The 24,234-nt window shown below is 68.0% G+C and carries 19 protein-coding genes; 4 read left to right on the top strand and 15 right to left on the bottom strand.

All coding sequences use genetic code 11. The features are described 5' to 3' along the window. Positions 1-84 precede the first annotated feature (84 nt). Positions 85-1,959 carry a S9 family peptidase gene (locus PIN01S_RS22115; RefSeq protein ID WP_084339054.1) on the top strand — a complete coding sequence of 625 codons (1,875 nt, stop codon included), beginning with the start codon at positions 85-87 and terminating at the stop codon, positions 1,957-1,959. Between the two features lie 157 nt (positions 1,960-2,116). Here the strand turns inward: PIN01S_RS22115 and PIN01S_RS22110 are convergent, their stop codons facing one another. Genes PIN01S_RS22110 through coxB form a run of 4 tightly spaced genes read right to left on the bottom strand, consistent with a single transcriptional unit; the run spans position 2,117 to position 6,682 of the window. After that, the gene (locus PIN01S_RS22110) at positions 2,117-2,938 is read right to left on the bottom strand and encodes a cytochrome c oxidase assembly protein (RefSeq protein WP_084339052.1); all 822 of its coding nucleotides are present in this window, start codon (positions 2,936-2,938) and stop codon (positions 2,117-2,119) included. After that, complete coding sequence (locus PIN01S_RS22105) at positions 2,929-3,282, bottom strand: hypothetical protein (RefSeq protein ID WP_084339050.1); 354 nt, start codon at positions 3,280-3,282, stop codon at positions 2,929-2,931. Before PIN01S_RS22105 ends, PIN01S_RS22110 begins: the two co-directional genes overlap by 10 nt. Beyond that, positions 3,282-5,801, bottom strand: a complete 2,520-nt coding sequence (ctaD, locus tag PIN01S_RS22100) for a cytochrome c oxidase subunit I (protein ID WP_084339048.1) — start codon at positions 5,799-5,801, stop codon at positions 3,282-3,284. Before ctaD ends, PIN01S_RS22105 begins: the two co-directional genes overlap by 1 nt. Further along, positions 5,798-6,682, bottom strand: coding sequence for a cytochrome c oxidase subunit II (gene coxB, locus PIN01S_RS22095; protein ID WP_084339129.1), 885 nt, complete (start codon positions 6,680-6,682; stop codon positions 5,798-5,800). Before coxB ends, ctaD begins: the two co-directional genes overlap by 4 nt. A gap of 132 nt (positions 6,683-6,814) precedes the next feature. Between coxB and PIN01S_RS22090 the strand changes: the two genes are divergently transcribed. Next, on the top strand, positions 6,815-7,282 hold the full coding sequence (locus PIN01S_RS22090) for a DUF2231 domain-containing protein (protein ID WP_084339046.1): 468 nt from the start codon (positions 6,815-6,817) through the stop codon (positions 7,280-7,282). 47 nt (positions 7,283-7,329) lie between these two features. Here PIN01S_RS22090 and PIN01S_RS22085 read toward each other — a convergent pair whose 3' ends face one another. Further along, entirely contained in the window at positions 7,330-7,743 is a 414-nt protein-coding gene (locus PIN01S_RS22085; protein WP_084339044.1) for a CopD family protein, read from the bottom strand. A gap of 445 nt (positions 7,744-8,188) precedes the next feature. On the opposite strand from PIN01S_RS22085, the gene PIN01S_RS26890 reads away from it, so the two are divergent. Beyond that, positions 8,189-8,968 carry a hypothetical protein gene (locus tag PIN01S_RS26890; RefSeq protein WP_174604940.1) on the top strand — a complete coding sequence of 260 codons (780 nt, stop codon included), beginning with the start codon at positions 8,189-8,191 and terminating at the stop codon, positions 8,966-8,968. A gap of 561 nt (positions 8,969-9,529) precedes the next feature. Here the strand turns inward: PIN01S_RS26890 and PIN01S_RS27265 are convergent. The 6 genes from PIN01S_RS27265 to PIN01S_RS22050 all read right to left on the bottom strand — a co-directional run bounded on the left by PIN01S_RS27265 (position 9,530) and on the right by PIN01S_RS22050 (position 19,362). Next, positions 9,530-15,439 carry a phage tail tip lysozyme gene (locus PIN01S_RS27265; RefSeq protein ID WP_084339042.1) on the bottom strand — a complete coding sequence of 1,970 codons (5,910 nt, stop codon included), beginning with the start codon at positions 15,437-15,439 and terminating at the stop codon, positions 9,530-9,532. 120 nt (positions 15,440-15,559) lie between these two features. Continuing rightward, complete coding sequence (locus PIN01S_RS22070) at positions 15,560-16,018, bottom strand: hypothetical protein (RefSeq protein WP_084339040.1); 459 nt, start codon at positions 16,016-16,018, stop codon at positions 15,560-15,562. Positions 16,019-16,055: 37 nt separating this feature from the next. Further along, positions 16,056-16,694: a hypothetical protein gene (locus PIN01S_RS22065; protein ID WP_084339038.1), complete on the bottom strand. Its 639-nt coding sequence runs from the start codon at positions 16,692-16,694 to the stop codon at positions 16,056-16,058. Further along, positions 16,691-17,215 carry a hypothetical protein gene (locus PIN01S_RS22060; protein ID WP_084339036.1) on the bottom strand — a complete coding sequence of 175 codons (525 nt, stop codon included), beginning with the start codon at positions 17,213-17,215 and terminating at the stop codon, positions 16,691-16,693. Before PIN01S_RS22060 ends, PIN01S_RS22065 begins: the two co-directional genes overlap by 4 nt. Before the next feature lie 16 nt (positions 17,216-17,231). Next, positions 17,232-18,101: a hypothetical protein gene (locus PIN01S_RS22055; RefSeq protein WP_084339034.1), complete on the bottom strand. Its 870-nt coding sequence runs from the start codon at positions 18,099-18,101 to the stop codon at positions 17,232-17,234. Positions 18,102-18,312: 211 nt separating this feature from the next. Then, positions 18,313-19,362 carry a sigma-54 interaction domain-containing protein gene (locus tag PIN01S_RS22050; protein WP_169715867.1) on the bottom strand — a complete coding sequence of 350 codons (1,050 nt, stop codon included), beginning with the start codon at positions 19,360-19,362 and terminating at the stop codon, positions 18,313-18,315. A gap of 1,264 nt (positions 19,363-20,626) precedes the next feature. Between PIN01S_RS22050 and PIN01S_RS22045 the strand changes: the two genes are divergently transcribed. Beyond that, the gene (locus tag PIN01S_RS22045) at positions 20,627-21,118 is read left to right on the top strand and encodes a BRO-N domain-containing protein (RefSeq protein ID WP_084339030.1); all 492 of its coding nucleotides are present in this window, start codon (positions 20,627-20,629) and stop codon (positions 21,116-21,118) included. Between the two features lie 32 nt (positions 21,119-21,150). On the opposite strand, the gene PIN01S_RS26820 is transcribed toward PIN01S_RS22045, so the two are convergent. The 4 genes from PIN01S_RS26820 to PIN01S_RS22025 form a co-directional block, all read right to left on the bottom strand. Next, a complete protein-coding gene (locus tag PIN01S_RS26820; protein ID WP_169715866.1) occupies positions 21,151-21,555 on the bottom strand; it encodes a hypothetical protein in 405 nt (134 codons plus the stop codon). A gap of 68 nt (positions 21,556-21,623) precedes the next feature. Beyond that, positions 21,624-22,244 (bottom strand): HD domain-containing protein, encoded by a 621-nt coding sequence (locus tag PIN01S_RS22035; protein ID WP_084339028.1) that lies wholly within the window; start codon positions 22,242-22,244, stop codon positions 21,624-21,626. Further along, a complete protein-coding gene (locus PIN01S_RS22030; RefSeq protein WP_084339026.1) occupies positions 22,231-23,064 on the bottom strand; it encodes an ion transporter in 834 nt (277 codons plus the stop codon). The genes PIN01S_RS22035 and PIN01S_RS22030 overlap by 14 nt, the downstream gene beginning before the upstream one ends. A gap of 57 nt (positions 23,065-23,121) precedes the next feature. Then, a complete protein-coding gene (locus tag PIN01S_RS22025) occupies positions 23,122-24,039 on the bottom strand; it encodes an urea transporter (protein WP_084339024.1) in 918 nt (305 codons plus the stop codon). Positions 24,040-24,234: the final 195 nt, after the last annotated feature.

The raw sequence follows: 24,234 nt of genomic DNA, 5'->3' as shown, positions 1-24,234 counted from the left end.
CGCCGGATATTTTTCGCGAATGAATTCGCTCCCACGCACGGGTTTTGGTAGGGGCGAATTTATTCGCCCGACGAGGGTGAAAGTATGACCGCCACTGCGATTCCCTACGGCTTCTGGCCCAGCGCCTGGACGGCCGAGCGCGCTGCCTCGGCGAGCCGCGATTTCGCCGAACTGCGCGCCGGGCATGGCGGCCTGTTCTGGCTCGAATACCGTCCCGAGGACGGCCGTTGCACCCTCTGGTTCCAGCGCGGCGGGCAGACCTGGTGCCTGACGCCGGAGGGCGTCTCGCTGCGCAGCCGGGTCTATGAGTACGGCGGCGGTGCCTTCTGCCTGACCGGCGACGGCGTGGCCTTCGTCGACGAGGCGGACCAACAGGTCTACCGCCAGGCGCTGGATGGCGTACCGCGTGCGCTGACCGCGCAGGGCGGTTGCCGCTATGGCGATCTGCATTTCGCCGCGGCCCGCAACGCGCTGCTGGTGGTGGAAGAGAGCCATGAGCCGGGTGGCGTCGTGCATCGTCTGGTGAGCCTGTCCCTGGCCGACGGGCAACGCGAGGTGCTGGGCGAGGGCGCCGACTTCTACGCGTCGCCTTGCCTGAGCCCGGACGGCGAGCGGCTGGCCTGGATCGAATGGAACCGTCCGGAACAACCCTGGACCGCGACCCGCCTGTGCGTGGCGACGCGGGATGCCTCCGGCCGCTGGTCGGCGCCGATCGTCCTGGCGGCCGGGGACGAGTCCGTGCAACAGCCGCGCTTCTCGGCCGAGGGCCGGTTGCATGCGCTGTCCGACCGCCTGGGCTGGTGGCAGCCCTGGTGCGAGCGGGATGGGGTTTGGCAGCCGCTGGACTCGGCACCTGCCGACCACGCGCCGGCGCCTTGGCAACTGGGTACGTGCAGCTACCTGCCGCTGGCGGACGGCGGACTGTTGCTCAGTCGTTTCGAGGACGGCTACGGCGTGCTGGTGGAGCGCGATGCCGATGGGCAGGAGCGGCGCCTGGCCGAGTCCTTCAGCCGCTTTCGCCAGTTGGGCGCCGATACCGAGTGTTTCTACTGCATCGCCGCGGCTCCCGACCGCTTGCCGACGCTGCTGGCGATTCGGCGCGATACGGGCGCCGTGCAGATAGTGGCCGGCGGCGAGCAGCCCCTGGCCGAGGTGGAGTTGTCGCGGCCGGAGTCGCTGCGCTTCGCCAGCGGGGAAGGGGAGGCGAGCCATGCGTTCTTCTATCCGCCGCGCAATGCCGGCCAGACCGCTGCGCCGGGGACGAAGCCGCCGCTGGTGGTGTTCCTCCATGGCGGGCCGACTTCCGCCTGCTACCCGGTGTTCGATCCGCGCATCCAGTTCTGGACCCAGCGAGGCTTCGCCGTGGCCGACCTCAACTACCGCGGCAGCAGCGGTTTCGGTCGTGCCTATCGGCAGCGCCTGCGGGACAGTTGGGGCGTGGTGGACGTGGAGGATGCAGTGGCGCTGGTGCGGCATCTGGCCGAACGCGGTGCCATCGACCCGGCGCGGGCGTTCATTCGTGGCTCCAGCGCGGGGGGCTATACCGCGTTATGCGGCCTGGCCTTCACCGATGCTTTCGCCGGTGGCGCGAGCCTCTATGGAGTCAGCGATCCGCTGGCGTTGGGGCGGGTCACCCACAAGTTCGAGGCGGATTACCTCGACTGGTTGATCGGCGATCCCGAGCGCGACCTCGAACGCTACCGGGCCCGCACGCCACTGCTGCATGCCGGGCGTATCCAGGTGCCGGTGATTTTCTTCCAGGGCGGGCTCGACGCGGTGGTGGTGCCGGCGCAGACCGAGTCCATGGTCGCCGCCCTGCGCGAGCGCGGCGTGCCGGTGGAATACCACCTCTATCCCGACGAGCGCCATGGCTTTCGCCAGGCGGCCCACCTCAGTCATGCGTTGGAGCGAGAGTTTCGTTTTTACCAAAGGGTGTTGGCCGAAGCGCCGAGGCAATAGTCAGCCTTGCCGGGCGAATGAGTTCGCCCCTACATCGAGGGTCGGGCGCCGCCCCTTGTAGGAGCGAGCTCTGCTTGCGAAGGAGGGTTGCACAAAAGCTTCGCCAGCAGAGCTGGCTCCTACGGAACAGTGTCGGGTCGGATCTGTAGGGGCCAATTCATTCGCCCAAGGGACTGCTACCGACCCGCTGCTGGCGTCGCCACAGGCGGCCGAGCCAGCGCCAGGCGATCCAGCCGGCGCCGGCCAGGTAGACCAACCCGCCCGGCACCCACATGAGCAGACCGGCCAACTGCTGGTCCTGCAAGTCCCGCGCATCGCCATAGAACGGTGTGTCGCCGAAGGTCAGCAGGGCGCCGAGCAGGCCGGTGTGCATCAGCGTCAGCAGCATCGCCAGCAACGCCTGCGGCACCAAGCGCGGGTGCGCGTGCAGGCACGACCACCAGAACAGCCAGGCGCTGAACAGGAAGCAGGCGTGCTCGATCATGTGCCAGCCGGGATGTTCCAGCGCCAGCAGATAAAGGCGCGGCGTGTGCCAGATCCAGATCAGCGCGCCGTGCACCATGGCCGTTGCCACCGGGTAGCGGGCGGCCCGCAAGATGCCGTTCCACAGCGGTTGCAGCGTTGCCCCGAGCATCGCCCGCCATTGCGGCAGCGGCCGGCCCAGGGCCCAGAGCGGGGCCACTGCCAGCATGAACAGCATGTGCTGCAGCATGTGCAGGCTAGTGCTGGTTTCCGCCCAGTCGTCCAGCGGGCCGAAGGCGGAGAGCGCGGCGATGAGCATGGCGACGTGCATCCACAGCGCCTCGTGGCCATGAGGGCGAACCCGGCGTGCGCCGAGCCCGTAGAGCAGCCAGGCCGCTCCGAACAGCAGGGCGCCGACGAGGATCGGCAGGCGCTCGCCCCGCACGCTCTCCAACAGGCCATGGGCGCAGGCCGGCAGGCTGAGGGCGAGCAGGGCAGCGGCAACGATCACACGCATGGCGGTAGCCTCAACAGCGGCACGGCGACGACCAGCGTGGCCACCGCCCCCACCAGGTGCACGGTGGCGGCGAGGCGGGCGGCGAAACGTTCCGGAGAGCGTTTCCCCGCGCGGGAAGCGGCTCGCCAGGACCACCTCGCCAAGCCGAGGAGCAAGGCGACGGTGGCGACCGAAAACAGGCCCAACAGCAGGTTCAGCCAGTTCCACATCCCCAGCGAGAGGGCCGGCGGCGCCACCCGGCAGGCCACAGACAGCCCGCCATAGAGCGCGACGAACCACAGGCTCCAGATCACCAGCCCGAGGGCGATGTGGATCGGGTTATAGGGCGAGCGCAGCGGTCGCATCAGGCGGCCCCCCAGGTCGGCGGGAACAGCACCAGGGCGAAGTAGCCGATCCACAGCACGCCGAGGTTGTAGTACCAGAGCTGCTCCACCACCAGCGGTTCGTAAGGCGTCTCGACGCCGACGTAGCCGCACCTCACGCGCCAGCCCTGCAAGGCGCTGAGGACGGCAGCGAGCAGGCCGTGGACCAGGCTATAGCCGAGCACCACGGCGATCACCGCGTCATGTGCCGTCTGCCGTGGCGCCAGCTCGCCGCCGAGCAGCGCCCAGAGCAGCAGCACTGCATGCAGCAGGCCGAGCCCGGCGACGCCCGCCAACCCACCGGCCAGTCCGCGCGCATCGCCCTGGCGCAACCGCACCAGCAGCCGCCGCTGCCAGAAGGTGGCCACGGCCAGCAGCACGGCGCTGGCCAGCAGCAGGCGCTGGTCGAAGCCGGCCCGCTCCGGGACCTGCCAGTCCGGCGCCACCGTCCACAGGTAGAACCAGCCGAACAGCAACGACAGGTAGAGCGCACCGTCGGCCAGCAGCGTCACCGCCATCCCCCATAGGCCGGGCCCGTCGCAGGTACGCGAATGCAGCGGCGGATCGCCGGGCTGGGTCTTGGCGTCCGGCGCTGCCTTGGGATGGGCACCGTTCTCCCAGGACCAACGCAGCAGCACGCCGAGGCTGGTCAGCGCGAACAGCGCCGCCAGCCCGTAGGCGCGGGTCAGCAGGCTCAGGCAGACGCCAGCGATCAGCGCGGCGGCGATCACCGGCAGCCAACTGTTGCCCGGCAGGTGGATGATCTCGCGCGTCTGGCCGGTCAGCGGGTCCGAGCCCCAGGTCTCGCGGCGGCCGTGGTCGATCACCGCCAATGCGTGCTCGCCGTGGGCGATGCTCTGCGGCAGGCCCGGGTCGTCCCACAGCGGATGGCGTCCGCGAACCTCCGGCAGGCTGGCGAAGTTGTAGGACGTGGGCGGCAGGCTGGTGGCCCATTCCAGGGTGTCCGCGTGCCAGGGATTTTCCTTGGCCGGCAGGCCGAAACGGAAGTGCAGCACGATGTCCAGCAGCACCGTGGCGATGCCGATGGCCATCACGAAGCTGCCGATGGAGGAGATCAGGTTCGGCCAATCCCAGCCCAGGCCGGTGGGGTAGGTATAGATGCGCCGGGGCATGCCCAGCAGGCCGGTCCAGTGCATCACCAGGAAGGTCAGGTTGAAGCCGACGAACACCAGCCAGAACCCCCAGCGGCCGAGGCGCACCGAAGGCATCCGTCCAGAGAAATGCGGCAGCCAGTAGTAGAGCCCGGCCATCAGCGGGAAGAACATTCCGCCCACCAGCACGTAGTGCATGTGGGCCACGACGAAATGGGTGTCGTGCACCTGCCAGTCGAACGGCACCAGCGCCAGCATCACCCCGGTCAGCCCACCGGCGACGAAGATCACCAGGAAGCCCACCAGCCAGAGCATCGGCACGTGGTACACCGGCCGCCCCAGCCAGAGCGTCGCCAGCCAGGCGAAGATCTGCACCCCGGTGGGGATCGCCACCAGCATGCTCGCCGCCGAGAAGAACGCCTGCGCCAGTTGCGGGATGCCCACGGTGAACATGTGATGCACCCACAGGCCGAAGCTGATGAAGCCGGTACTCAGTACCCCCAGCACCACCCAGCGATAGCCCACGATGGGGCGCTGGGCGAACACCGGCAGCAGGGTCGAGACGATGCCCGCCGCCGGCAGGAAGATGATGTATACCTCCGGGTGGCCGAACAGCCAGAACAGGTGCTGCCAGAGCAGCGGGTCGCCGCCCCGCGCCACCTCGAAGAACGGCAGGCCGGCGGCGCGCTCCAGTTCCAGCAGGATGCTGCCGAGGATCAGCGGCGGGAAGCCGACCACGATCATCATCGCCATCACCAGGATGTACCAGGCGTACAGCGGCATGCGGTCCAGCGTCATGCCCCGGGTGCGGGTGCGCAGGATCGACACCACCAGCTCCACCCCGGCGCTTACCGCGGAAATCTCCACGAAGGTGATGCCCAGCAGCCAGAAATCCGAGTTCGGCCCCGGCGTATGCGCCGCGCTGGACAACGGCGTGTACATGAACCAGCCGGCCTTGGGGGCGATGTCGAGAAACAGGCTGGCCACCAGGATCAGCCCACCGAACAGGTAGCAGAAATAGCCCAGGGCCGACAGGCGCGGGAACACCAGGTCGCGGGCGCCGATCATCTTCGGAATCAGGTAGACCGCCAGTCCTTCCATCATCGGCACGGCGAACAGGAACATCATCACCGTGCCGTGCATGGTGAAGACCTGGTTGTACAGGTCCGGCCCCATGAAATCGCGTCCGGGCAGCGCCAACTGGGTGCGCAGCAGCATCGCCAGCAGGCCGCCGAAAAGGAAGAACAGCGCCCCGGTGACCAGGAAGCGCAGCCCCACCGTGGTGTGGTTGACCACCGTCAGTGCGCGCCAGCCTGTGGGGTTGCCCCACACCGCGTTGAAGCGTTCGTGCAGGCGTTCGGCTTCGGGGGAGGGCATGTCGCGGCTCATGGGGCGAGCGTCTCCAGCCAATCGGCGATCCGGTCGAGGGTTTCCGGCGTCACGTCGTCGTGGGCCGGCATGCCGTTGCCCGGCTTGAGCCGCTGGTGCTCGCGCAGCCAGCGGCGCAGGGCGCCGGGGCGGTTGTCGAGAGTGCCGGCGCCGAGGCTCGGGCGGGAGCCGACGTCGGTCAGGTCCGGTGCACGGCCACCTTCGCTGACCCCGGCGACCCGGTGGCAGCGCCCGCAGCGCTGCTCGAACACCGCGCCGGCCTCCCCTGGGGGCGGGGAGAAGCGCAGTTCGCGGCGCGCCGCCATCCAGGCCTGGAACGCCGGCTCGTCGTGGGCCACCACGTCGATCGCCATGTGCGCGTGCTGGCTGCCGCAGAACTCCGCACACTGGCCGCGATAGGTGCCCGGTCGGTCGGCCTGCAGGCGCAGCACATGGCGACGGCCGGGGATCATGTCCAGCTTGCCGCCGAGGCGCGGCACCCAGAACGAATGGATGACGTCCGCGCTGCTCACCGCCAGGTCCACCGGACGGCCGGCCGGGATGTGCAACTGGTTGGCGGTGACCACGCCGTCCGGGTAGCGCACTTCCCACCACCACTGGTGGCCGGTCACCTCGATGCGCAGCGGCGGTTCGGCCAGCGGCAACGGTAGCAACCGATGACCGGCGGGGATGCCGAAGGCCAGCAGCAGAAGGATGCTCAGGCCGGGCAACAGAAGGCCGCCGCCGACGATCCAGCGCCGGTTGATCCGCCGCGCCTGCTCGGCGCTGGTTTCGCGCGGCGCGCGGTGCATGGCATACAGCCAGAGCGCGGTCACGCCCAGCAGTACCAGGCTGGCGAAGCCCAGCATCGCCCACCAGAGCAACGTCACTTCGCGCGCCATCGGGCCGGCCGGATCGAGGGCGGACTGGGCGCCGCCGCAGGCCGTCAGACAAGGAACTGCCAGCGGGAAAACGGTCCATTGCAAGAGGGCACCGGTTCGGTGCCGCCGTCCCCGCCCATCACGGAGTGCCCCATGGCCGGAAACGCCGACCACGAGCCCATCGTCAGCCGCGCCGCTCTCGGCGGCCACCCGCTGCACCCGATGCTGATCCACTTCCCGGTGGCCGCGCTGATCGGCCTGGTCGGCGCCGATTGCGCCTACCTCTTCAGCGGCGACCCGTTCTGGGCGCGCGCCGCGCTCTGGCTGGCCGGCGTCGGCGCGGGAGGCGGCTGGATCGCCAGCAGCATGGGGCTGATCGACCTGCTGTTCGTGCGGCGCATCCGGCAAAAGATCACCGCCTGGTGCCACGCCATCATCGCCGTGATGATGCTCTCGCTGGCCTCGCTGAACTGGTTGCTGCGCTACCGCGAGGACGCCGACTCGGTCGAGCCTTGGGGCCTCTACCTGTCGCTGCTCACCGCGCTGCTCATCGCCCTGGCCTCCTGGCTGGGCGGCCGGTTGGTCTATGAACACGCGGTGGGGGTGGATGTGGACGTCTGAGCGTCCATGCCGGCCGGGTCGGGGGAGATTGTCGAGATCGGCCATCGTCAGAACGGCTTGGCCAATACCAGCCACAGGGTGACGGCGATCAGCAGGGTGATCAGCACGCCGATGCCCACGCATTCGCGGCCGACGCTGCGCTCCGGCACCCGCTCGATGCGCAGCACCAGCACGCCGCAAAGCGTGTGGCAGAGCACTAGTGCTGCCACCGTGGTGAGCTTGAGAATCAGCCAGGTGCCGAGGATGCCGTCGCGCAGGAACAGCGCCGTCCCCGACCCGATGGCCAGCAGCGCCGCCGGCGTGGCCACCAGGGTGAAAACCAGCCGCGTGAGGTGCGCGTGATCGCGGTAGAACAGCGTCTCGCTGCGCCGCGTGCCCGCCGCGATCAGCGCCGGCAGATAAAGCAGGGTTCCGCACCAGCCGAGCAGGCTGGCGAAGTGCAGGAGTTTCAGCAGATCCATGGTCGGCCTTCCATTCCGGGTTCGGCGCCCCGTGGCGGGCGCGGAGGGAAGAGCGGGGCGCGATGGCCGTCTGTGGGTGTGACAGCCGCTCCGTCGGACCGTTCGCTTTGGGGCGGAGACACCTGCGGGCACCACCTCTTCTCCGTGCGAGACAAACCCCTCTCCCCAGCCCCTCTCCCTAAAGGTGAGAGGGAGGTGTGCCTGGCATGGCGAGTTGGGGCCGATGCCGGGTCATTGCCCGAAGGTTTGCAGAAGAGATGCGGCCAACATTGGATAACGGCATGACACATGGGCGAATAAATTCGCCCCTACATGGATTCACTTAACGCAAACAGAGCCTTATGTGTCTCAACCGACATGGCCGACCGTCACCTCAGGAGCGGCGATGGCAACTTGCCGCTTCGTTTGCGGTCATATGAGCACCTGAACGCGAAGGAGTCCTTCCATGAAGTTTCGCTTGCTGCTCTTGATGGCGCTGCTGCTGCCGCTGACGGCTTGCACGGTGCACACGGGCGACTACGGAAGCGGCTACGGCCCGCCTTATGGTCCACCCCCCTACGGACGCTGGCGCTGGGACCCGGACCTGCGCGTCTACGTGAGCCTCGGCCATGCCCACCTCTACTTCGGCGATCGCTATTACTACCGCTGGCGTGACGGTGGCTGGTACTGGTCGCCGCACTACGACGGTCCCTGGAATGTCCGCGACTACCGCTACGTACCGCCGGGCCTGTACAAGAAATACCCCGCCCCAAAGGGCGCCCCGGGGTATGGAAACAACCCCGGTAATCGCTACCAGGGAGGCGGCTACGGCAACCAGCCGGGCCAGGGCAATTACAAATACCAGGACAACCGCTACCAGGGTCAGGGCAACTACCAGGGTCAGGGCAATCGCTATCAAGGCCAGGGCAACTACCAGGGTCAGGGCAATCGCTATCAGGGCCAGGGTAACTACCAAGGTCAAGGTAACTACCAGGGCCAAGGCAATCGCTATCAAGGCCAGGGCAACTACCAGGGCCAGGGCAACCGCTATCAGGGCCAGGGTAACTATCAAGGCCAAGGCAATCAGTACCAGGGCCAAGGCAAGCAGCAAGGCAACGGCCTGATCAACAGCGCCCCGCAGGGCCAGCCCATGAAGCAGGGGGGCGGCAACAACAAGGGGAACAGTGGCAAATGGCAGCCCCAACCCCAGGGGCAAGGTCAAGGGCAGGGCAAAGGCCTGTATTGACCCGGGCGCCCGCCTCTCCGAGGTGGGCGGCGTTTTTCGTGGTTCCATCCACGCCAATCGAAGTGGCCTGAAGGACGAAGTTCAAGTTCCGTGCGCGTGACGTCCCCCTCTCCCCCGGCCCCTTTCCCGTAAACGGGAGAGGGGAGATTCGTGCCGCTCGGCGCAGTGAAGTGATCCTGGGGCTTTGGCATTGCCAGAAGGCTTGCAGAAAAGGTTGGACCAACTCCGACGCCCCGTCAGTAGGCCGAGCGGAATCGTCGTGTAGGGGGCCGGCCGGGGAGGACGAGCGGCATGGATGCCGCGAGAGCTGCGATTGGCCAGGGATGGCCCTTCGCAGGGGGCCACCGAGGTCGGCCCCCGGAGCGGCGATGGAGCGAGGGAACCCCGGCGAAGCCGGGCAGGGACGCCTAGTTCGGATGCCGGGGCAAGCCCTCTTGGTTACCTTCTGGGGCGACTGCCAGAAGTAACTCGCCGGGGGGCGAAACAAGAAGTCTCTACTGAACTCAGTAATCGGTTTGGCTCTGGAGCTTCCGGCCACGTAGACAGAGCCAAACCTTTCCCTCACGGCCAGACCACCCCGCTGGTCGAGCGCCGCTCGAAAGCCGTGCTCACGCTCAGACTCGCTTCGTTATCCGGGTCGGCTACGCCCGCCGCCACCGAGCGGACATGCCGTGCGACGGCCGGGGTCGGGCTGCCGGTGCCGTTGTAGCTGTCCTCCACCTGTTCGGCGATCTGCTCCGCGCCGTACTCGGCGAACGGCTTGCCGGGGATGTAGGCGTAGGCGCTGGCTTCCAGGCCGAGGGCGGTCAGCGCGGCGGCGCCCGCCTGGTTGATGATCGAGTTGCGCATGAAGGCCGTCGGGTCGCTGCCGTGGTGTTGCGACTGCCAGGCGTGGGCGAGTTCGTGGATCAGCGTGTCGGAGCGGGGGCGGGTGGCGAAGCTGGCGACCGTGCCCTGGTTAAGCGCGACCCACCAGTCCGAGCCGACCGGGAACGCCACGGTGAACGGCCGGCCGCCGCAACCCAGCCCGTCGGTGATGATGATCCGGCTGAAGTCCAGGCTGCCGGCGTAGACGCTGCGCGCTTCCGCCTGCTCGGCGGCGGACAGGAAGCGCAGGTTCCTCGGCGCGGTGATGCCTGGGCACAGGGTGTCGCGCACGGCGTCCGGCACCCATTGCAGGACGCTTTCCAGGGCCTCGCGGACGCGGCGCAACAGGTCGCGCACGTTGTCCGGGACTTCCGGCGGCTCCGGTGGTATCCGGGGCGGCGTCACCGGCGGGACCGGCGGCACGGTGGGACGGGGCATCGTGGGCAGGGTCATGAAGACTTCCACGCGCCGGCTGGCGGCCGGGTCCGGGCTCGATACTGGGCGCGTCTCGCCCTGGGAGGAGGCATTGATCACGATGCGCGCGGCGGTGCCCGGCAGGATGCGGTCGATGGTGCGCAACAGCTCGTGCTTGACCGCTTCGGCGCGGCGCCGGCCGAGGTCGAGATTGGCCGCGTCGGTGCCCACCGGGTCGGTATGGCCGACGACATCGAGGTTGCTGATCGGGCTCGCGGTGCGCTGGCTGGCGACGATGCAGCGGGCGATGCGAATGATCTGCGGCTGGTGGCTCGGCAGCACCTCGGAGCGGTTGAATTCGAAGCGGTCGATCACTTCCGGGCTGCGCAGGCCGGCGCAGGCGCTGATGGTGCTTCCGCTCGAGCCGCCCGTCGGCGCAGCGGTGCCAGGCGTACCGAGGCGCTGCACGGCGCGGGTCAGCGCCGAGCGTGTCTGCGGACCGACGATGCCGTCCACCGTCAGGCCCTCCCGTGTCTGGAACTGCCGGATGGCTTGGCGCGTCTGTGTACCGGCCACGCCGTCCACCGCCAGGGAGAGCCCGAGGACCCGGTTCAGCGAACTCTGCACCCAGCGCACGAACTGGCTGGCGGCGCTGGCGACTTCCTCGTCGAGCAGGAAGGTCTCGGCCCATTCGCCGGTGTGTGGAGATTCGCTGGGCTCCAGCGATTCGTCTGCCTGTTCTGGCAGGGCGTCGTCCAGTTCGGCTTCGAAGTCGGGGAGGGCATCGAGGTCTTCCGCGGCTGCCGGATGTCGGGCGCGGTAGACCCGCAGGGCACGTTGCGACAGGCCCCGGCGCCTGCGGAAGACCGCCTGCACGGCCGGGTTGCTGCGCGGCAGCTTGTGGTTCTGCGCGTCGAGGACGGCGCCCGGAATCTCGAAGTTGTAGACGACCTCGTCGCTGGCCTCGTCCACCCCCACCGTCGGTCGCCGCAGCAAGCGGTCGACGCCGGCGAAGCCAGGCCGGCCGGTCAGTTCGCTGTTCAGATAGTCCAGTTGGGCATCCATGTCGAAGAGAATGCGGGCGCCCGCCGGCCGGCCCTGGAAGACGTGCTGGAAGAGTTCCCGCCGGCGTGCGGCGGTGGTCCATTGGGCGAGGCCGATGCCGGGCATGCAAGGCCCCTGGCCCGGATTGCTCCGCCCGCAGGGACGCGCCTTGCTCACCGAGCAGGTGCGGTTCATCACCTCCTCGGCGGAGAAGGTGGCGGTCGTGCCGTTGCAGTGGCGCGCCGTCAGGGGCGTGGCCATGCCGCTGCCTTCGATGCGGCTCGGCAGCACCCCCGACTCGGCGAACAGGTTGCCCACCAGCCCCGCCGCGCCGTTCACCGGAAAGCGGTATTCGTCTACCAGACGCCTCATCGCGTACAGGATGCGCTCGTCCTCTGACACCCGCGGCCAGTGGACGATGGGCCCGCGCGCCGTAACGAACGGCACCAGTTGGCGTACCCGTGGATCGGCGCGGGTCACGTCGGAGAGTACGCAGAGCAGCGGGTCTTCGCCGGTGCCGGTCACCAGGCGGGTCAGGTTGCGCCCGCAGAAGATCGCCTCGGCGACGATCAGGGCGTTGCGGTCGGCGTCGGCGGTCAGCGGTTCGACGCCCACTTCGCCCCGGCCCAGCCAGAGTTCCAGGTTGTGCCATTCGGCGTCGGTCAGTGGGGTCGCCCCGATCGGTTGGTTGGGCGCCTGTTGCAGCGCGCGCTCGCCGCTGGTTTCGAGTGCTTCCGCGCCTTCCGCGCCATCGTCGTCCAGCCCCTCGCTGGCGCCTCCGGCCAGAGCCGGGCGGACCAGATTGTTGCGGATGTCCAGCCACTCCCGGCTCAGCCGGGCGAAGTCCGCTTCACCCTGCGCCAGGGGGCGGCCGTTGCGTTCCGGGTGGCGGGCGAAGAACACCATGTTGGTCAGCGCGTTCGGGTCGCGTTGCCCGCCCGCGATGGCCAGGCGCACGGCGTTCGGCCAGAGTCCATTGCTCAGGGCTTCCATGACGGCGGAAGCCGCCGAGCCGACGGCGGAAAGCAACGCGCCGAGGGTGCCGGTCGCACTGGAGTTGGAGCCCGTGCTGGTGCCGGTACCGGCGCTTCCCGTGGCGCCGCTGCCTGCACCGCCGCCGGCCGAGCCACCGGGCGTGCGTCCGTGAGTCTGCAGCCAGAGCAGGTAGGAGGTGGGGTTCAGCAGCGGCGCCGGGCGGCGGCTGCCCACCGGGAAGCGGCTGTTGCGCCGGGTGCCGGGCACGTAGGTCTCGAAGTGGATCATGCTGCTGCCGCCGGGGTTGCGCCCGACATAGCCGATGACCTGGCCCGCCGTCACGCTGGAGCCGATCGCCAGACCCGCCCGCCGCAGCGAGTCGGGGGCGACCTCGCCGTAGTTCACCACCACGTTGCTGTGCTCCACCAGCAGCGCGTTGGTGGTCATCTGCTTGCCGCAGCAAAAGCCGTAGAAGCTGATGACGCGGCCGTCCTCGATGGCCACCACCGGGTCGCCGAGGTTGGCGAACAGGTCGATCCCGACGTGGTAGCGCGCGCCGCTGCTGCGGCTGGCGAGGAACGCCCGGCCCGCCTGGGCGCCGACATAGGAGCCGTCCGCTGCCCGATAGTTGACCTCGCGGCCGCGCGGGTGGCTGGTGACGATGGGCCAGTAGCTGCCCGCCGGCGGGTCCGGGGCGAAGGGCACCGGGTCGCGGGCCGGCACGGCCATTGGCGGCGCCGGCACGGCTTCGTCGGGGTAGCTCTCTTCGTCGTCCGCGGGCAGGCCCCATTCCAGGGCTTCGACGTCTTCGTCGTACTCCATCGCCGTGTCGGCCGCGGCGCGTGGCCGCACCACCAGGCGATTGCGCGCCAGGCGCCGACGGCGGCCGGCGCGGCGGCAGCGGACGCATTCGCAGTCGGGATGGGAGCAGTCGCTGCTTTCGTCGAATGCGTCGAGGTCGTCCTCGGTGATCAGCGTGGCGCTGGCCAGCGAACCCTCGCCGAAGGCGCGTTCGAGCAGGATGTCGCCAGGGCGCAACTGGCCGGCGACCGACTCGCCGGGCGCACCGACCACTTCGACGAACTGCTGGTAGTGCCGCCGCATGGCCTCGCCGTGGTAGCCCGCCAGGCTGTCGAAGAGGTCGGCGACGCCGGCCGGGGCGCCCGTTGCGTCGTACAGGGACTGGCCGGGGATGGCCTCGGCCAGTGCCGTTTCGATCAGCGCCTCGGCGTCTTCGGGTTCGTTCTCTGCGTAGGGGATGAAGCGTTCGTGTGCCATGGCGGTCTCCAGGGGAGATTCACGGGTGGCCTCCACCGCTGCGGCCAGCGGCCGTGCGGTCAGGCCGGCCCGGATGGGGATATCGGCGGTGGGGAACCCGCTGGCGGCGGGCGGGTGGGGCCGGGGTGTCAGGCGTTCGCCGGGGTAGGGCTGCAGCGGATGGGCCCGCACCCAGGCCCGGGTCGCCGCGACGGCGCGGGACAGGTCCAGGTAGCCGCTGCCGATCCGCATCGGGTCGTCGTCGGGCGCGGGCGGCTCGGTGCTGCCCAGCAGCAGGCGGCGCGTTTCTTCGATGGACAGCGCGCGGCCCGCCGCCTCGAACATGTTGGCAACGGCGCCGGTGACATGGGGCGCCGCCATGCTGGTGCCGGAGTTGGCCACCAGTGCCGGGCGCGGTGTGTGGGAGCGCCGGGGCGTGGATCGGGCCGCCCAGACCTGTACGCCGGGTGCGACCAAGTCCGGCTTGATGCGCCCGTCCACCGTCGGGCCGGCGCTGCTGAAGCGAGCCAGCGGGCGGTCCGGGTCCTCGGCGTCATAGGCACCGACCGCGATGCTGCGCTGGCTGTTGCAGATGGTGCCGGTGGTGCTGCGCGGGTCGGCATCCTGTGGGTGCAGGCGCGACTGGCAGGTGCGGCATGCCGAGTCGCGCTCCACCCAGCAGTTGTAGCGGCCGTCGATCACGTCGTCGCCGTACAGGCGCACCTGCCATTCGCCGGGCGGCGCGTCGGTTTCCAGGAAGATGTCGACGTGGTTGTCGCCGTTACTCGGGTCGCGGGCGCGGTGGTAGAAGTGCCCGACGGTCCGCGAACCGGACAGGATCGGCGCATCGCCGCCCAGGGGCACGGTCATTGCCCCGCGGCCATCCGGGGGGATCAGGGTCACGCCCAGGCCGTCGTGGCGCGAATACCAGATTTCCAACTCGTTCGGCGTGCGGTCCGCCGCACCGACCTGCCAGCGCAATCGGCGCGTCTCGCCGGGGCGCAACTGCCCGCCACTGTGCACGTTGGACGCGTAGTAGTTGCCGGCGCTCTGCACCACGCAGCGGCCGGGGGCCTCGTTGAGCAGTGCGTCGATACCCAGCTCGACCAGGGTCAGGCCGGTGTGCGGGCCGCCGTGCCGGCCGACGCTCATGTTCACCACCCAGGGGCGGCGACCGGCTTGCCGGCGGATCCAGTCCAACCCTTCGAGCAGGGTCACCGAGTCGCCCAGGTTGGCTTCGCCGTCGGTCCCGCGGGTCGCCAGGTGGACCAGCAGGAATTCGGCGCGGGGCGCCACGCCCATGGGGGAGCCGGGCAACCGGCCGTTGCCGGCGGCGATGTCCAGCACGTGGGTGCCGTGGCAGCCCTGTCCGCCCCGGTCGGCGACGCCGGGGTGATAGCCGAGCGCCGCATAGGGGCGCGGCGATGCCAACGCGGCATCGATGTCCTCGCGGCTGAACACATGCCCGTAGCCGTAGGGTTGGGGCACCGGGCCGGCCCGGCTGGTCTGGTCCCAGAGGGCGAGGATGCGCGTCGAGCCATCGTCGTTGCGGAAGTTGTCGTGGGCGAAATCGAAGCCCCAGTCGATCACCGCGACGATCACGCCCTCGCCGGTGGTATCGAGATCGGCCGGGCGCCGGTCCAGTGGGGCGGGGTCTTCCGGAGGGGCGCCATGGCCTTCGGCGGTCCCTTCGTCGTCGTTGAACGGGCGAGCCGCCTTCAGGCTGACCACCGCGTCGTCGGCCCAGGTTTCCACCACCTGGTCATGGGCGATGCGGCAGGTGGCGATGGTCTCGCCGAAGCGTGCGACGAGGCGCACGCCGGGCGGTGTCCGGGGCGGGGTGGCCAGGCGGATGATGGCCTCGATCTCGCCTGAATCCGTCTCGCCGAGCAATTGCCGGAGCGCGGGGTCCATGATGTGTCCTCGACCTTGAGGAATGGGAGGGATCGCTGTCCGGCGGGACGCGCGGTATTCCCGGTCCGATGCCGCCGCCTCTCGCCGTCGGTCGATGGCGAGGGGCGGCGGCACGAACCCTTACGCGGCGCTCGCCGTATCCTTGGGCTCCTCGCTCGTCCCCGTCGCCGGGCAGGTGCTGCCGGTGCTCAGCGTGCCCAGGCTTTCGCAGAGTGCCCTGAGCGCTTCGGTGCGCTGGTGCCTGCGCTCGTTGGCCTGCGCGATCAGCTCGTTGGCCCGCTTCAGGTCTTCCGCGTCCCGCTGCGACTCCGCTTCCGTCCAGGTGCGCAGGGTCTGGCTGATGTTTTCCAGGGGGTTGGCCGTGCTCCCCGCGGGCGCGCCGGTGGCCGGTCGCGTCGCGGGTGGGATGGCGGCGGCATCGCGGATCGCCAACTGGCGGGCAATGACCGGCCCGAGGATGCCTTCTCCCAACAGCGAACCGACCAGGGCGTGGCGGGTGGCGGTCTTCGAGTCGACGTTCTGGTTCGTCGCCAGACGGTGGGCGACGATGAAGTTCATGGGATTGATCTGTCCGAACATCTTGGCGTTCTCCTTTCGCGGGGCGATGGTCGCGTGCCTACTTGTCGAGCAGCAGGATCATCGGCAGGAGCATGTTCATGCTGTTGTTGGCGCCGCCCGCCGTCGCGCTGGCCTGGGAGGACATCATCATCATGATCAGCGGCAGGGTGAAATCCTGCTTCTTGACCTGCACGGCGCCCAGAATGTCGTTGGCCGTTTCGGTATCGGCTCCAGGCCTGGCCTCCAGCTCCGGCGACTTCTGCAACAGCGGCAGCAGCATGTTCATCTGGTTCTGCTGCTGCGAGGCGCCGCTCTGGTTCTTCAACTCCTTGCGCAGCTCGGCGATGCTCTTGTCCTGCACGTTGTCGATGCTGTTGAGCTTGCTGGTGGCGGACTTCACCTGCGCTTCCAGGCGCTTGATCGCCGCGGCGTTGGTGCGGATGTCCTGACCCACCCGTTCCAGGCTGGCCTGCAGGGTCGCGGTGGTCACCGGCTGGCGCGAGGGCTTGGGCTTGACGAAGCCACGGCCCTGGGCGGTGCGGCCGGCGCGGATGCGCGGCGGACGGCGGGTCCGGCGGCGTTTGCGTTCGTCGAATTCGTCTTCTTCGGTAAAGGCTTCGTCGACATCCTCGGCAAGGAATTCGTCTTCCTCGACGAATACATCGTCGTCCTCTGCCGCCATCTCGTAGATGCTCATATCTCACTCCTGTTGGATGGGCCGACGCTCACGCGCGGCATGCTGAAAGAGGGTTCTTCCGAACCCTCCGGTAAACCCGGTGACGGTTGCTGGAGGCGGGCGACCGCCGGTGCGACGTAGCCGGCGAACAGCTCCGCGTCGGGCTCGCACCAGCCCGGCTGGCCGTGCCCGCCGCAGAGTTCGCAGTCGTCGTCTTCGCCCCAGCACAGGTAGCAGGCGCCCAAGGCGGCGGCGAGGGTGTCGCCGATGCTCTGGGCGGCGTGCAGCTCTTCGGTCAGGTGGCGTATCCGGCGGCGCAGGCGCAGCGAGTCGGAGGGCGGCGGCAGGGTGTCCCTGACGATTTCTGCCTCCACCTCGGTCGCCTCGTCCTCCGGCTCCGGCGCGCCGCTGTCCTGGCTCATGAACTGGGCCATCAGGCGGATGCGCGGGTCCTCGTGCTCGGCGAACAGCGCGCTCATCGCGCCGGGGTCGGGTTGCTGTCCGCTGAGCATCTGTTGCAGCAGTTCCTGCATGCCTGGCATGGCGGCTTCCTCCGGCTCAGTAGGTGTCGTCGTCCAGCGCGTCGTAATCGAGGCCCTCGTAGAGCGAGAGGGCGTCGTCGTCCACCTCCTCGTCTTCGTCCCAGGCGTCGTCGTCCGCTTCCACGTAGACCACCTCGACCGGGCGCAGCGACTCGGCGGCCTCGGCGTCTTCGCGGGCGAACAGTTCGAGGACCCGGTCGGCCCGTTGCGCCGGATCGGTCGGGTCGACGACATATTCCCCGGCGTCATCCAGCAGGTAGGCCGGGGTGCCGCTGGTCTCGCCCACGCTGAAGCCGTGCATTTCCGCCTGCACCCGCTCCAGCAATTGGCCGAGCAGATTGGTGATGGCGCCGATCGGAACGCTCTGCCCGCCGACGTTGACGTTGCGCCGGCCGGCACCGCCCATCGCCAGCGAGCGGAGGCTCTGGCTCACCTCCGGGCGCGACAGCGTGCGCAGCAGTTGGGTGGCGGCCGGCGCGCCGGCGGCACGGGGCGGGGCGGCAGGCGCCGTTGGCCGGCGTGGCGGGGCCGCGCGTCGCGGAGCACGGCGGGCGCCTCCCGAGGTGGCGGCGCTCAGCGCTCCTCCGGCGATCCCGCCGGCCAGCGCGCCCCAGGGGCCCAGCGCGGCCCCGGCGGTGGCGCCCTGGACCACGCCCGGCAGGGCGCGCTTGGCCACCTGGCCGACCGCTTGGCCGGCCCGGCTCAGGGTGCTGAAGAAGCTTTCCAGGTCCTCTGCGGCGAGGCCGGGGTAGGTGGTTTCCACGAGCTGTTCGATGGTCTCCGGCGCCGCGTCGGCATAGGCATCCGACAGCACCTCGCGAATGGCCGGATAGGGATCGGCGTATTCCCCATCGTCTTCGACCCAGGCTTGCGCGTATCTCGGCATGGCCGTCACTCCTGTGGTGTGTTCCCCGTCCGTCGGGCCGGACGTGATCGACGTGTCGAGGGAACAGGAGCAGGCTTCGTGCCGGATTCGGTCTGCGTTGAAAATCAGTGGCGAATCAAAGGGTTGTCGCAGGTCGATGGAGGCGGGGCGGGGGAAACACGGAAGTACGCTTCAGTGTTTGCGGAGATGGGCTTCCGCAAACACGGCGTATTCAGGTACCGCTGCGAAAACCGGTGCCGTCGATCCCGTAATGGCGGAGCTTCTGGTGGAAACCGCGCTCGCTCATGCCGGCGAGCTTGGCGGCACGGTAGATGATGCCGCCGCATTCGTTCAGCACGGCGATCAGGTACTCGCGCTCGAAGGTCTCGATCAGGTGCTTCTTGGCTTCGTGGAAGGGAATTCCCGCCGTATTGGCGGCGGGTGCCGACGGGCGCGGCGGAGGTACCGGCTCCACGGGACGGGCCGGTTGGACGATGGGTGGGAGCTGGTCCAGCAGCGCTGCGGTGAGGGGCGCGCCGCCGCTGAGCACCACGGCCCGGTGCACGTAATTCGACAGCTCGCGGACATTGCCCGGGTAGTCCTGCTGGAGCAGCTTGGCGTAGAAGTCCGAGCGGATTTCCGGCGTGGACAGCCCGTAGGTCCGTGCGTAGCGGGTGACGAAGTGGCGGGTGAGGAGGGGGATGTCTTCCATGCGCTCGCGCAGCGGCGGGACCCGCAGGCGCACCACGTCCAGCCGGTAGTACAGGTCGGCGCGGAAAGCCCCGCGTCCCAGGGCCTCGCACAGGTCCCGGTTGGTGGCTGCGATCATCCGCACGTCGCAGCGGTGGGTCTGTGCCGAGCCCACCGGCACGTAGTCGCCGTCCTGCAGCACGCGCAGCAGCTTCACCTGCAGGCCGGGGCTGGATTCGCCGATCTCGTCGAGGAATACCGTGCCGTGGTTCGCCGCCTCGAACAGCCCCTGCTTGCGCTTGTTGGCGCCGGTGAACGCGCCGGGCACGTAGCCGAACAGTTCGGATTCCTCCAGCGAACTGGCGATGGCCCCGCAATTGACGGCGACATAAGGACGGTTGCGACGTTGGCTGCGCTGGTGGATGCGTCTGGCGAGAATTTCCTTGCCCGTTCCGCATTCGCCGGTGATCAGGATGGGAGCGTTGGTTTCCGACACATCGTCGGCGATCTTCAACAACTTCAATACCGATGCGCTGGCACCGACGAATTCGATGTCCGAATACCGACTCGGCGAATGGGCAGAAAGGTCCATGAGAGTCCGTTCTCCCTGGGAAGCCGCACGGAGGGGATACGACTGGGAAGGTGTATATAGTCCAGCCGCCAGGGCCGGGCAAGCGGCGAAGCGGAGCGGCTGAAAGGGCTCAAAACAGGACCTTTGCGGCATGGCGAAATAATGGCTTCGTCGCAGGGTGCGTCCTTGAGCCTTGCCTCGAACAAGGCCTTTTTTTGCTGGCGGAATGCCTCTGTTTCGCATTCGCCATGACGGGTCAGCGGGAAGATTCATTGGCGATAAGGAATGCCGGGCTTGTGCCTGGGATGAATGAGTGGGGCTCGCCTGTCCCGGAGTGCCGCCGGGGCTTAGCCGGGCTACGGTGGGGGTGTGGGCGAATGAATTCGCCCCTACAGGTTTCGATGCCGCGCGCACCGCTTTCGTAGGAGCCAGCTCTGCTGGCGAAGCTCTTGTGCGTATTCATTCGCGAGCAGAACTCGCTTCTACAAAAGGCCTGCCCGGCCCTGAGAGTGGGAGCGAATCCATTCGCGATAACGTCGCTGCGTCTTCGCGAATGAATTCGCTCCCACAGGTTTCGATGCCGCGCGCACCGCTTTCGTAGGAGCCAGCTCTGCTGGCGATGCTTTTGTGTGGCCCATTTCGCGAGCAGAGCTCGCTCCTACAGATTGCCCGTGCCTAACGACCTGTAGGGTCGAATTCATTCGACCGACATAGCCTCGCGGGCGAATAAATTCGCCCCTACAACCGGAATCCTGTGGGAGCGAATTCATTCGCGATGGATAGCGAGGCCGCATTCGCGGATGAGTCCGCCTGTATGTTGTGCCTGTCGGGGCGGATTTATCCGCCCGGCTGGGGTACGCCAGGCCCACCGAGCGAGTAGCCCGGATAAGCGCAGCGCAATCCGGGTTCGCTAGCCATGCGTGAAGCCGGTTGTGGCGAAAGCGTGATCCGTTCGTGAACGCTGACGATGCCAAATCAGGCCGCGCTTGTCCTTCGTCTTTCCCCGACCTATCCTGCGCCGGCCACGGTCAATCCCGTGGCCGGGTGTAGCGACCCGGAAGATACTGGTGCGATTGCGCCAACCAGCGCATGCGAAAGCTCTATGAGCAATTGCAGGTGCTGGTACGCCTGTGGTTTTGACTGCAATGCGTTATGGCAGATCGCGTGGGGAGACCCTCGGGTCTGCCGGGTTCAGTATCCCCGGTTCGCTAACCCTGCGCGGTCTGCCACCTTAATGTTTAGCGACGTTGGTGGCAGGTCTTCAAACCGATACTGGAGTCTCACCATGGACGAAGCCTTAACCCCTCTTACCTTCCTCCGCTACAACCGCCCTTTGCGCGGCGTAATGATCGATAACCAGCCCTGGTTCGATGCGCACGACTTCTGCCGCCTCATTGGCCATCGCCATCCCGAACGCATCAACCGGCTGATGGAGGACGACCAGACCCGCACCGTGCGCTTCCGCCATGCCAGCGGTGGCGAGGAAGAAGCACGGGTCATCAACGAATCCGGCGTCTACCGGGCGCTTGGTCGTTATCCCCACCCGGAAAACCGCAGCCTGCGCCGCTGGCTCAACGTGGAGGTGATTCCCGCCCTGCGCGATGTCTTTACGAGCGATGCACTGCAACCCCGCCGTACCCGGATGACCTGGGATTCACGGCAGGTCACGCTGCTGGAGTGGCAGGGCGAACTGTGGATACCGCTAAGTAGCATGCCGAGGTTCAGAGCGGACGATGGTGTGGTCGGACAGGGGCGGTGGCGGCGCTGGTTGAGGTAAGGGGGCTGGTCGCAGCCTGCGTCATGTCCAAGCTACGCAGGCTGTTTCGTTGGCAACAGGAAAAAACGGTTGTTCGAGAAGGTTGCTTCGGCCTCTCCAAGGTTGATTCGGTTTTTGGCCTCGGGGTTGTGATTTGAATTGTTCAGGGCATGCCTGATATGCACGGGCTTGTCCGAATTGCTTGTCGGACCAGTAAGTTTGATTCCCAGGTGATGCTCGGCGTATTTTCTTCGGGCTTTCACTACCTTGTATTCGGGAAGGCCCAGTGCTCCTGTCGAAGCAACCACCGCCAGTTCGCAGAGCCTTCCCGCCCGTGTTACCGAAAAGCGAAGATCTGCATGGTGGTCGTCGATAAGCTTTATGAGCGCTTTGCAGGTTTTGCAGGTGCAAGCACGAACTTTCTGTTCCATCTCTAAGGCTTGGCTGGATTCCTTCATCTCACCGATCTCCAACGGCATTTGCCTTCAGCGTAGTCCGGCCTCGTCTGTAGTTGTAATTCAGGCAGTCATCTTCCCAACCGCCCCAACGTCCGCTCCAGATTTTCCCGTGCCTGCCGCTCCCAGCGCTCCGCCAACGGGGCGTGCTGGTAGAGGCGGGGGAGTTCCAGCAGGTGGCGGAGTATCTTGCCGCGCCCGGCCTTGAACAGCGGTTCCGGGACCCAGGCATATTCGGTGCGGATGGCGCGTTCGTAGTCGGCGTAGGTGTCGGGCGGGGTGGCGAGGATGCTGAGGTCGATGTCCACCACCAGAGCGGCGTCGTTGTCCTCGGGGATGTCCTGGTGGCGGGTGGCAAGGATCAGTTGGCGCAGCGGCTCGGCGTGTTGATCGAGGCCGGCGCTGCGGAGCCAGGCGGCGGTACGTTCGGCGCTGGCGGCTTCGTTGTCTTGGCGGCGAGTGTCGTAGACCAGGTCGTGGGTCCACAGCGCCAGTTCCACCTGTTCGGGCCGTTCGGCCAGGTGTTGCCAGGCATCGAAATGCGCCAGGCAGGCGGCGATGTGTTCGTCGCTGTGGTAGTGGCGCTGCGGTTCGCCATAGGCGGCCTCCAGCTCGGCGAAGCTGCCGGCCGGAGCAGTGCCGCCCAGGCGTTTCCAGAGGGCGTCCCAGCGTGTCGGATCAAGCTTGCTCATCGCGCTTCTCCGGGTACAGCGGGTTGCCGCAACGGTTGCAGAACGCGGCGTGAAGCTCGTGGTGCGCCTTGTGGCAGCGCGGGCAGGGGTGGTGCAGGGACTCGCTGCGCATGGCATTGGCCAGCTCGGCGGTGAAGATACCGGTGGGCACCGCGATGATGGAGTAGCCGGTGATCATCACCAGGGTCGCCATGGCCTGGCCGAAGGCGGTTTGCGGGGTGATGTCGCCGAAGCCGACGGTGGTCAGGGTCACCACCGCCCAGTAGATGCTCTTCGGAATGCTGGTGAAGCCGTTCGCCGGTCCCTCCACCACGTACATGACGGTGCCGAAGACGATCACCAGGGTGGTCACGCTGAGCAGGAACACGGTGATCTTCTGCCGGCTGCCGCGCAGGGCGGTGATCAGGAAGTTGGCCTGGCTCAGGTAGGGCGTGAGCTTGAGTACCCGGAAGATCCGCAGCATACGGATCACCCGCACGATCATCAGGTACTGCGCCTCGGGGAACAGCAAGGCGATGAATGCCGGCAGCACCGCGAGCAGGTCGATCAGCCCGTAGAAGCTGAAGATGTAGCGCCAGGGGCGCGGGCTGGCATAGACGCGCAAGGCGTATTCGACGGCGAACAGCGCGGTGAAGCACCATTCCAGCGCCATGAACAGGTCGCCGTAGTTCCGGTGGTGACGCTCCACGCTGTCGAACATCACCACCACCAGGCTGGCGAAGATGATGCCCAGCAGCCAGGTGTCGAAGCGGCGGCCGGCGGGGGTATCGGTCTGGAAGATGATGACGTAGAGGCGTTCGCGAAGTGTCTGCGGCTGCATCGGTGGCTCCTTGCGTTGGCGGAACCTTAGCAGAGCCGGAGGCGGGCGGGCAGCGGTTCAGTGCCGGCCGGGATGCCAGGTGGCGGCGCCTTGCCTGAAGACGCGCTGGCCGGCGTATACCAGCCAGCAGGCGAGGATGAACGGCATGGTCAGCGCCGGCAGGCCGAGGGCGGCGAAGCCGGGTTGCAGGAGCAGGGCGAGCAGCAGGCCAATGGCCGGCGCCCAGGGCGCGCGGTGGGTCTGGCCGAGGGCGATGGCGGCCAGGGCGGCGTTGTAGCCGTGCAGGCCGAGCAGGGCGTTCTGCGCCGGCCAGCCCTGGAGCAGGGCCAGCGCCAAACCGAGCGCCGAACCCAGTGCGGCCCAGAGGGCGGCGCGGCGGTCGGCGAGGAGCAGGCCGGCGAACAGGCAGAGACCGGCCAGCGGGTGATCGAGGAATACCACTTGGCCCAGGCCCCGCGCCAAGGCGCCGAGGCCATTTGGCCAGTCAAGGGAGAGCGGGGCGGCCGGAAGCGTTTCGCGCGCTTCCAGTTCCAGGGGCCCGGCCAGTGCGAGCAGTAGCCAGCCGAGCAGCACGAAGGGCGAAGTGAGGGCCGGCAGCCACTGCCGTTCCCGCATGGCGCGCAGCAGGTGATGCACCGCGAGGCTCGACAGCCCGGCGGCGCAGACGATCAGCAGCGGCAGCAATGGGCTCCAGGCGAAGCTCAGGCTGGCCAGCAGGCCGAGCAGGATGCCGTTGTAGCCGTACAGGCCGGCGTCGATGTCGTCCCGGTCATAACCGCGCCGCCAGGCCACCAGGGTCCCCGCCAATCCCCCGAGCAAGGCGCCGCCGAGCAGGTCCGGCGCCCACAGCGCGATGGCCAGCAGGCAGAGCAGGCCGCAGCCAGGGTGGGCTTGGAGGAAGATTTGGGCGAAGCCGTTGAGCAGGGGCTTGGAGAGTGAGGGGAGGCGGGTGAAGGGGGAGGTGTGTGGCGGCATCGGTGGTGTGAGCGAGGTGGGTGGAATGGAGGTGGTGTATTCGTCCGGTTGGGCATTGGGCGAATGAATTCGCCCCTACAGACCGATCCGAACTGCTTTCGTAGGAGCCAGCTCTGCTGGCGAAGCTGCTCTACGGTCCGAATCGCGAGCAGAGCTCGCTCCTACAAAGGTGGGCCCGACTCTGTTGTAGGGACG

The sequence above is a fragment of the Pseudomonas indica NBRC 103045 genome, from assembly GCF_002091635.1.
GTDB classification, from domain to species: Bacteria; Pseudomonadota; Gammaproteobacteria; order Pseudomonadales; family Pseudomonadaceae; genus Pseudomonas_M; species Pseudomonas_M indica.
This window is presented reverse-complemented; position numbering and strand designations above follow the sequence as displayed.

Excerpts from the sequence above, each read along its gene's own strand:
- PIN01S_RS22050 (WP_169715867.1), bottom strand. The coding sequence starts at position 19,362 with ATGGACCTTTCTGCCCATTCGCCGAGTCGGTATTCGGACATCGAATTC.
- PIN01S_RS26890 (WP_174604940.1), top strand. The coding sequence starts at position 8,189 with ATGAAGTTTCGCTTGCTGCTCTTGATGGCGCTGCTGCTGCCGCTGACG.
- coxB (WP_084339129.1), bottom strand. The coding sequence starts at position 6,682 with ATGGCGCGCGAAGTGACGTTGCTCTGGTGGGCGATGCTGGGCTTCGCC.
- PIN01S_RS22035 (WP_084339028.1), bottom strand. The coding sequence starts at position 22,244 with ATGAGCAAGCTTGATCCGACACGCTGGGACGCCCTCTGGAAACGCCTG.
- PIN01S_RS26820 (WP_169715866.1), bottom strand. The coding sequence starts at position 21,555 with ATGAAGGAATCCAGCCAAGCCTTAGAGATGGAACAGAAAGTTCGTGCT.
- PIN01S_RS22105 (WP_084339050.1), bottom strand. The coding sequence starts at position 3,282 with ATGCGACCGCTGCGCTCGCCCTATAACCCGATCCACATCGCCCTCGGG.
- PIN01S_RS22060 (WP_084339036.1), bottom strand. The coding sequence starts at position 17,215 with ATGCCAGGCATGCAGGAACTGCTGCAACAGATGCTCAGCGGACAGCAA.
- PIN01S_RS22045 (WP_084339030.1), top strand. The coding sequence starts at position 20,627 with ATGGACGAAGCCTTAACCCCTCTTACCTTCCTCCGCTACAACCGCCCT.
- PIN01S_RS22110 (WP_084339052.1), bottom strand. The coding sequence starts at position 2,938 with ATGCGTGTGATCGTTGCCGCTGCCCTGCTCGCCCTCAGCCTGCCGGCC.
- PIN01S_RS22055 (WP_084339034.1), bottom strand. The coding sequence starts at position 18,101 with ATGCCGAGATACGCGCAAGCCTGGGTCGAAGACGATGGGGAATACGCC.
- PIN01S_RS22065 (WP_084339038.1), bottom strand. The coding sequence starts at position 16,694 with ATGAGCATCTACGAGATGGCGGCAGAGGACGACGATGTATTCGTCGAG.
- PIN01S_RS22030 (WP_084339026.1), bottom strand. The coding sequence starts at position 23,064 with ATGCAGCCGCAGACACTTCGCGAACGCCTCTACGTCATCATCTTCCAG.
- PIN01S_RS22070 (WP_084339040.1), bottom strand. The coding sequence starts at position 16,018 with ATGTTCGGACAGATCAATCCCATGAACTTCATCGTCGCCCACCGTCTG.
- ctaD (WP_084339048.1), bottom strand. The coding sequence starts at position 5,801 with ATGAGCCGCGACATGCCCTCCCCCGAAGCCGAACGCCTGCACGAACGC.
- PIN01S_RS22090 (WP_084339046.1), top strand. The coding sequence starts at position 6,815 with ATGGCCGGAAACGCCGACCACGAGCCCATCGTCAGCCGCGCCGCTCTC.
- PIN01S_RS22025 (WP_084339024.1), bottom strand. The coding sequence starts at position 24,039 with ATGCCGCCACACACCTCCCCCTTCACCCGCCTCCCCTCACTCTCCAAG.
- PIN01S_RS22115 (WP_084339054.1), top strand. The coding sequence starts at position 85 with ATGACCGCCACTGCGATTCCCTACGGCTTCTGGCCCAGCGCCTGGACG.
- PIN01S_RS27265 (WP_084339042.1), bottom strand. The coding sequence starts at position 15,439 with ATGGACCCCGCGCTCCGGCAATTGCTCGGCGAGACGGATTCAGGCGAG.
- PIN01S_RS22085 (WP_084339044.1), bottom strand. The coding sequence starts at position 7,743 with ATGGATCTGCTGAAACTCCTGCACTTCGCCAGCCTGCTCGGCTGGTGC.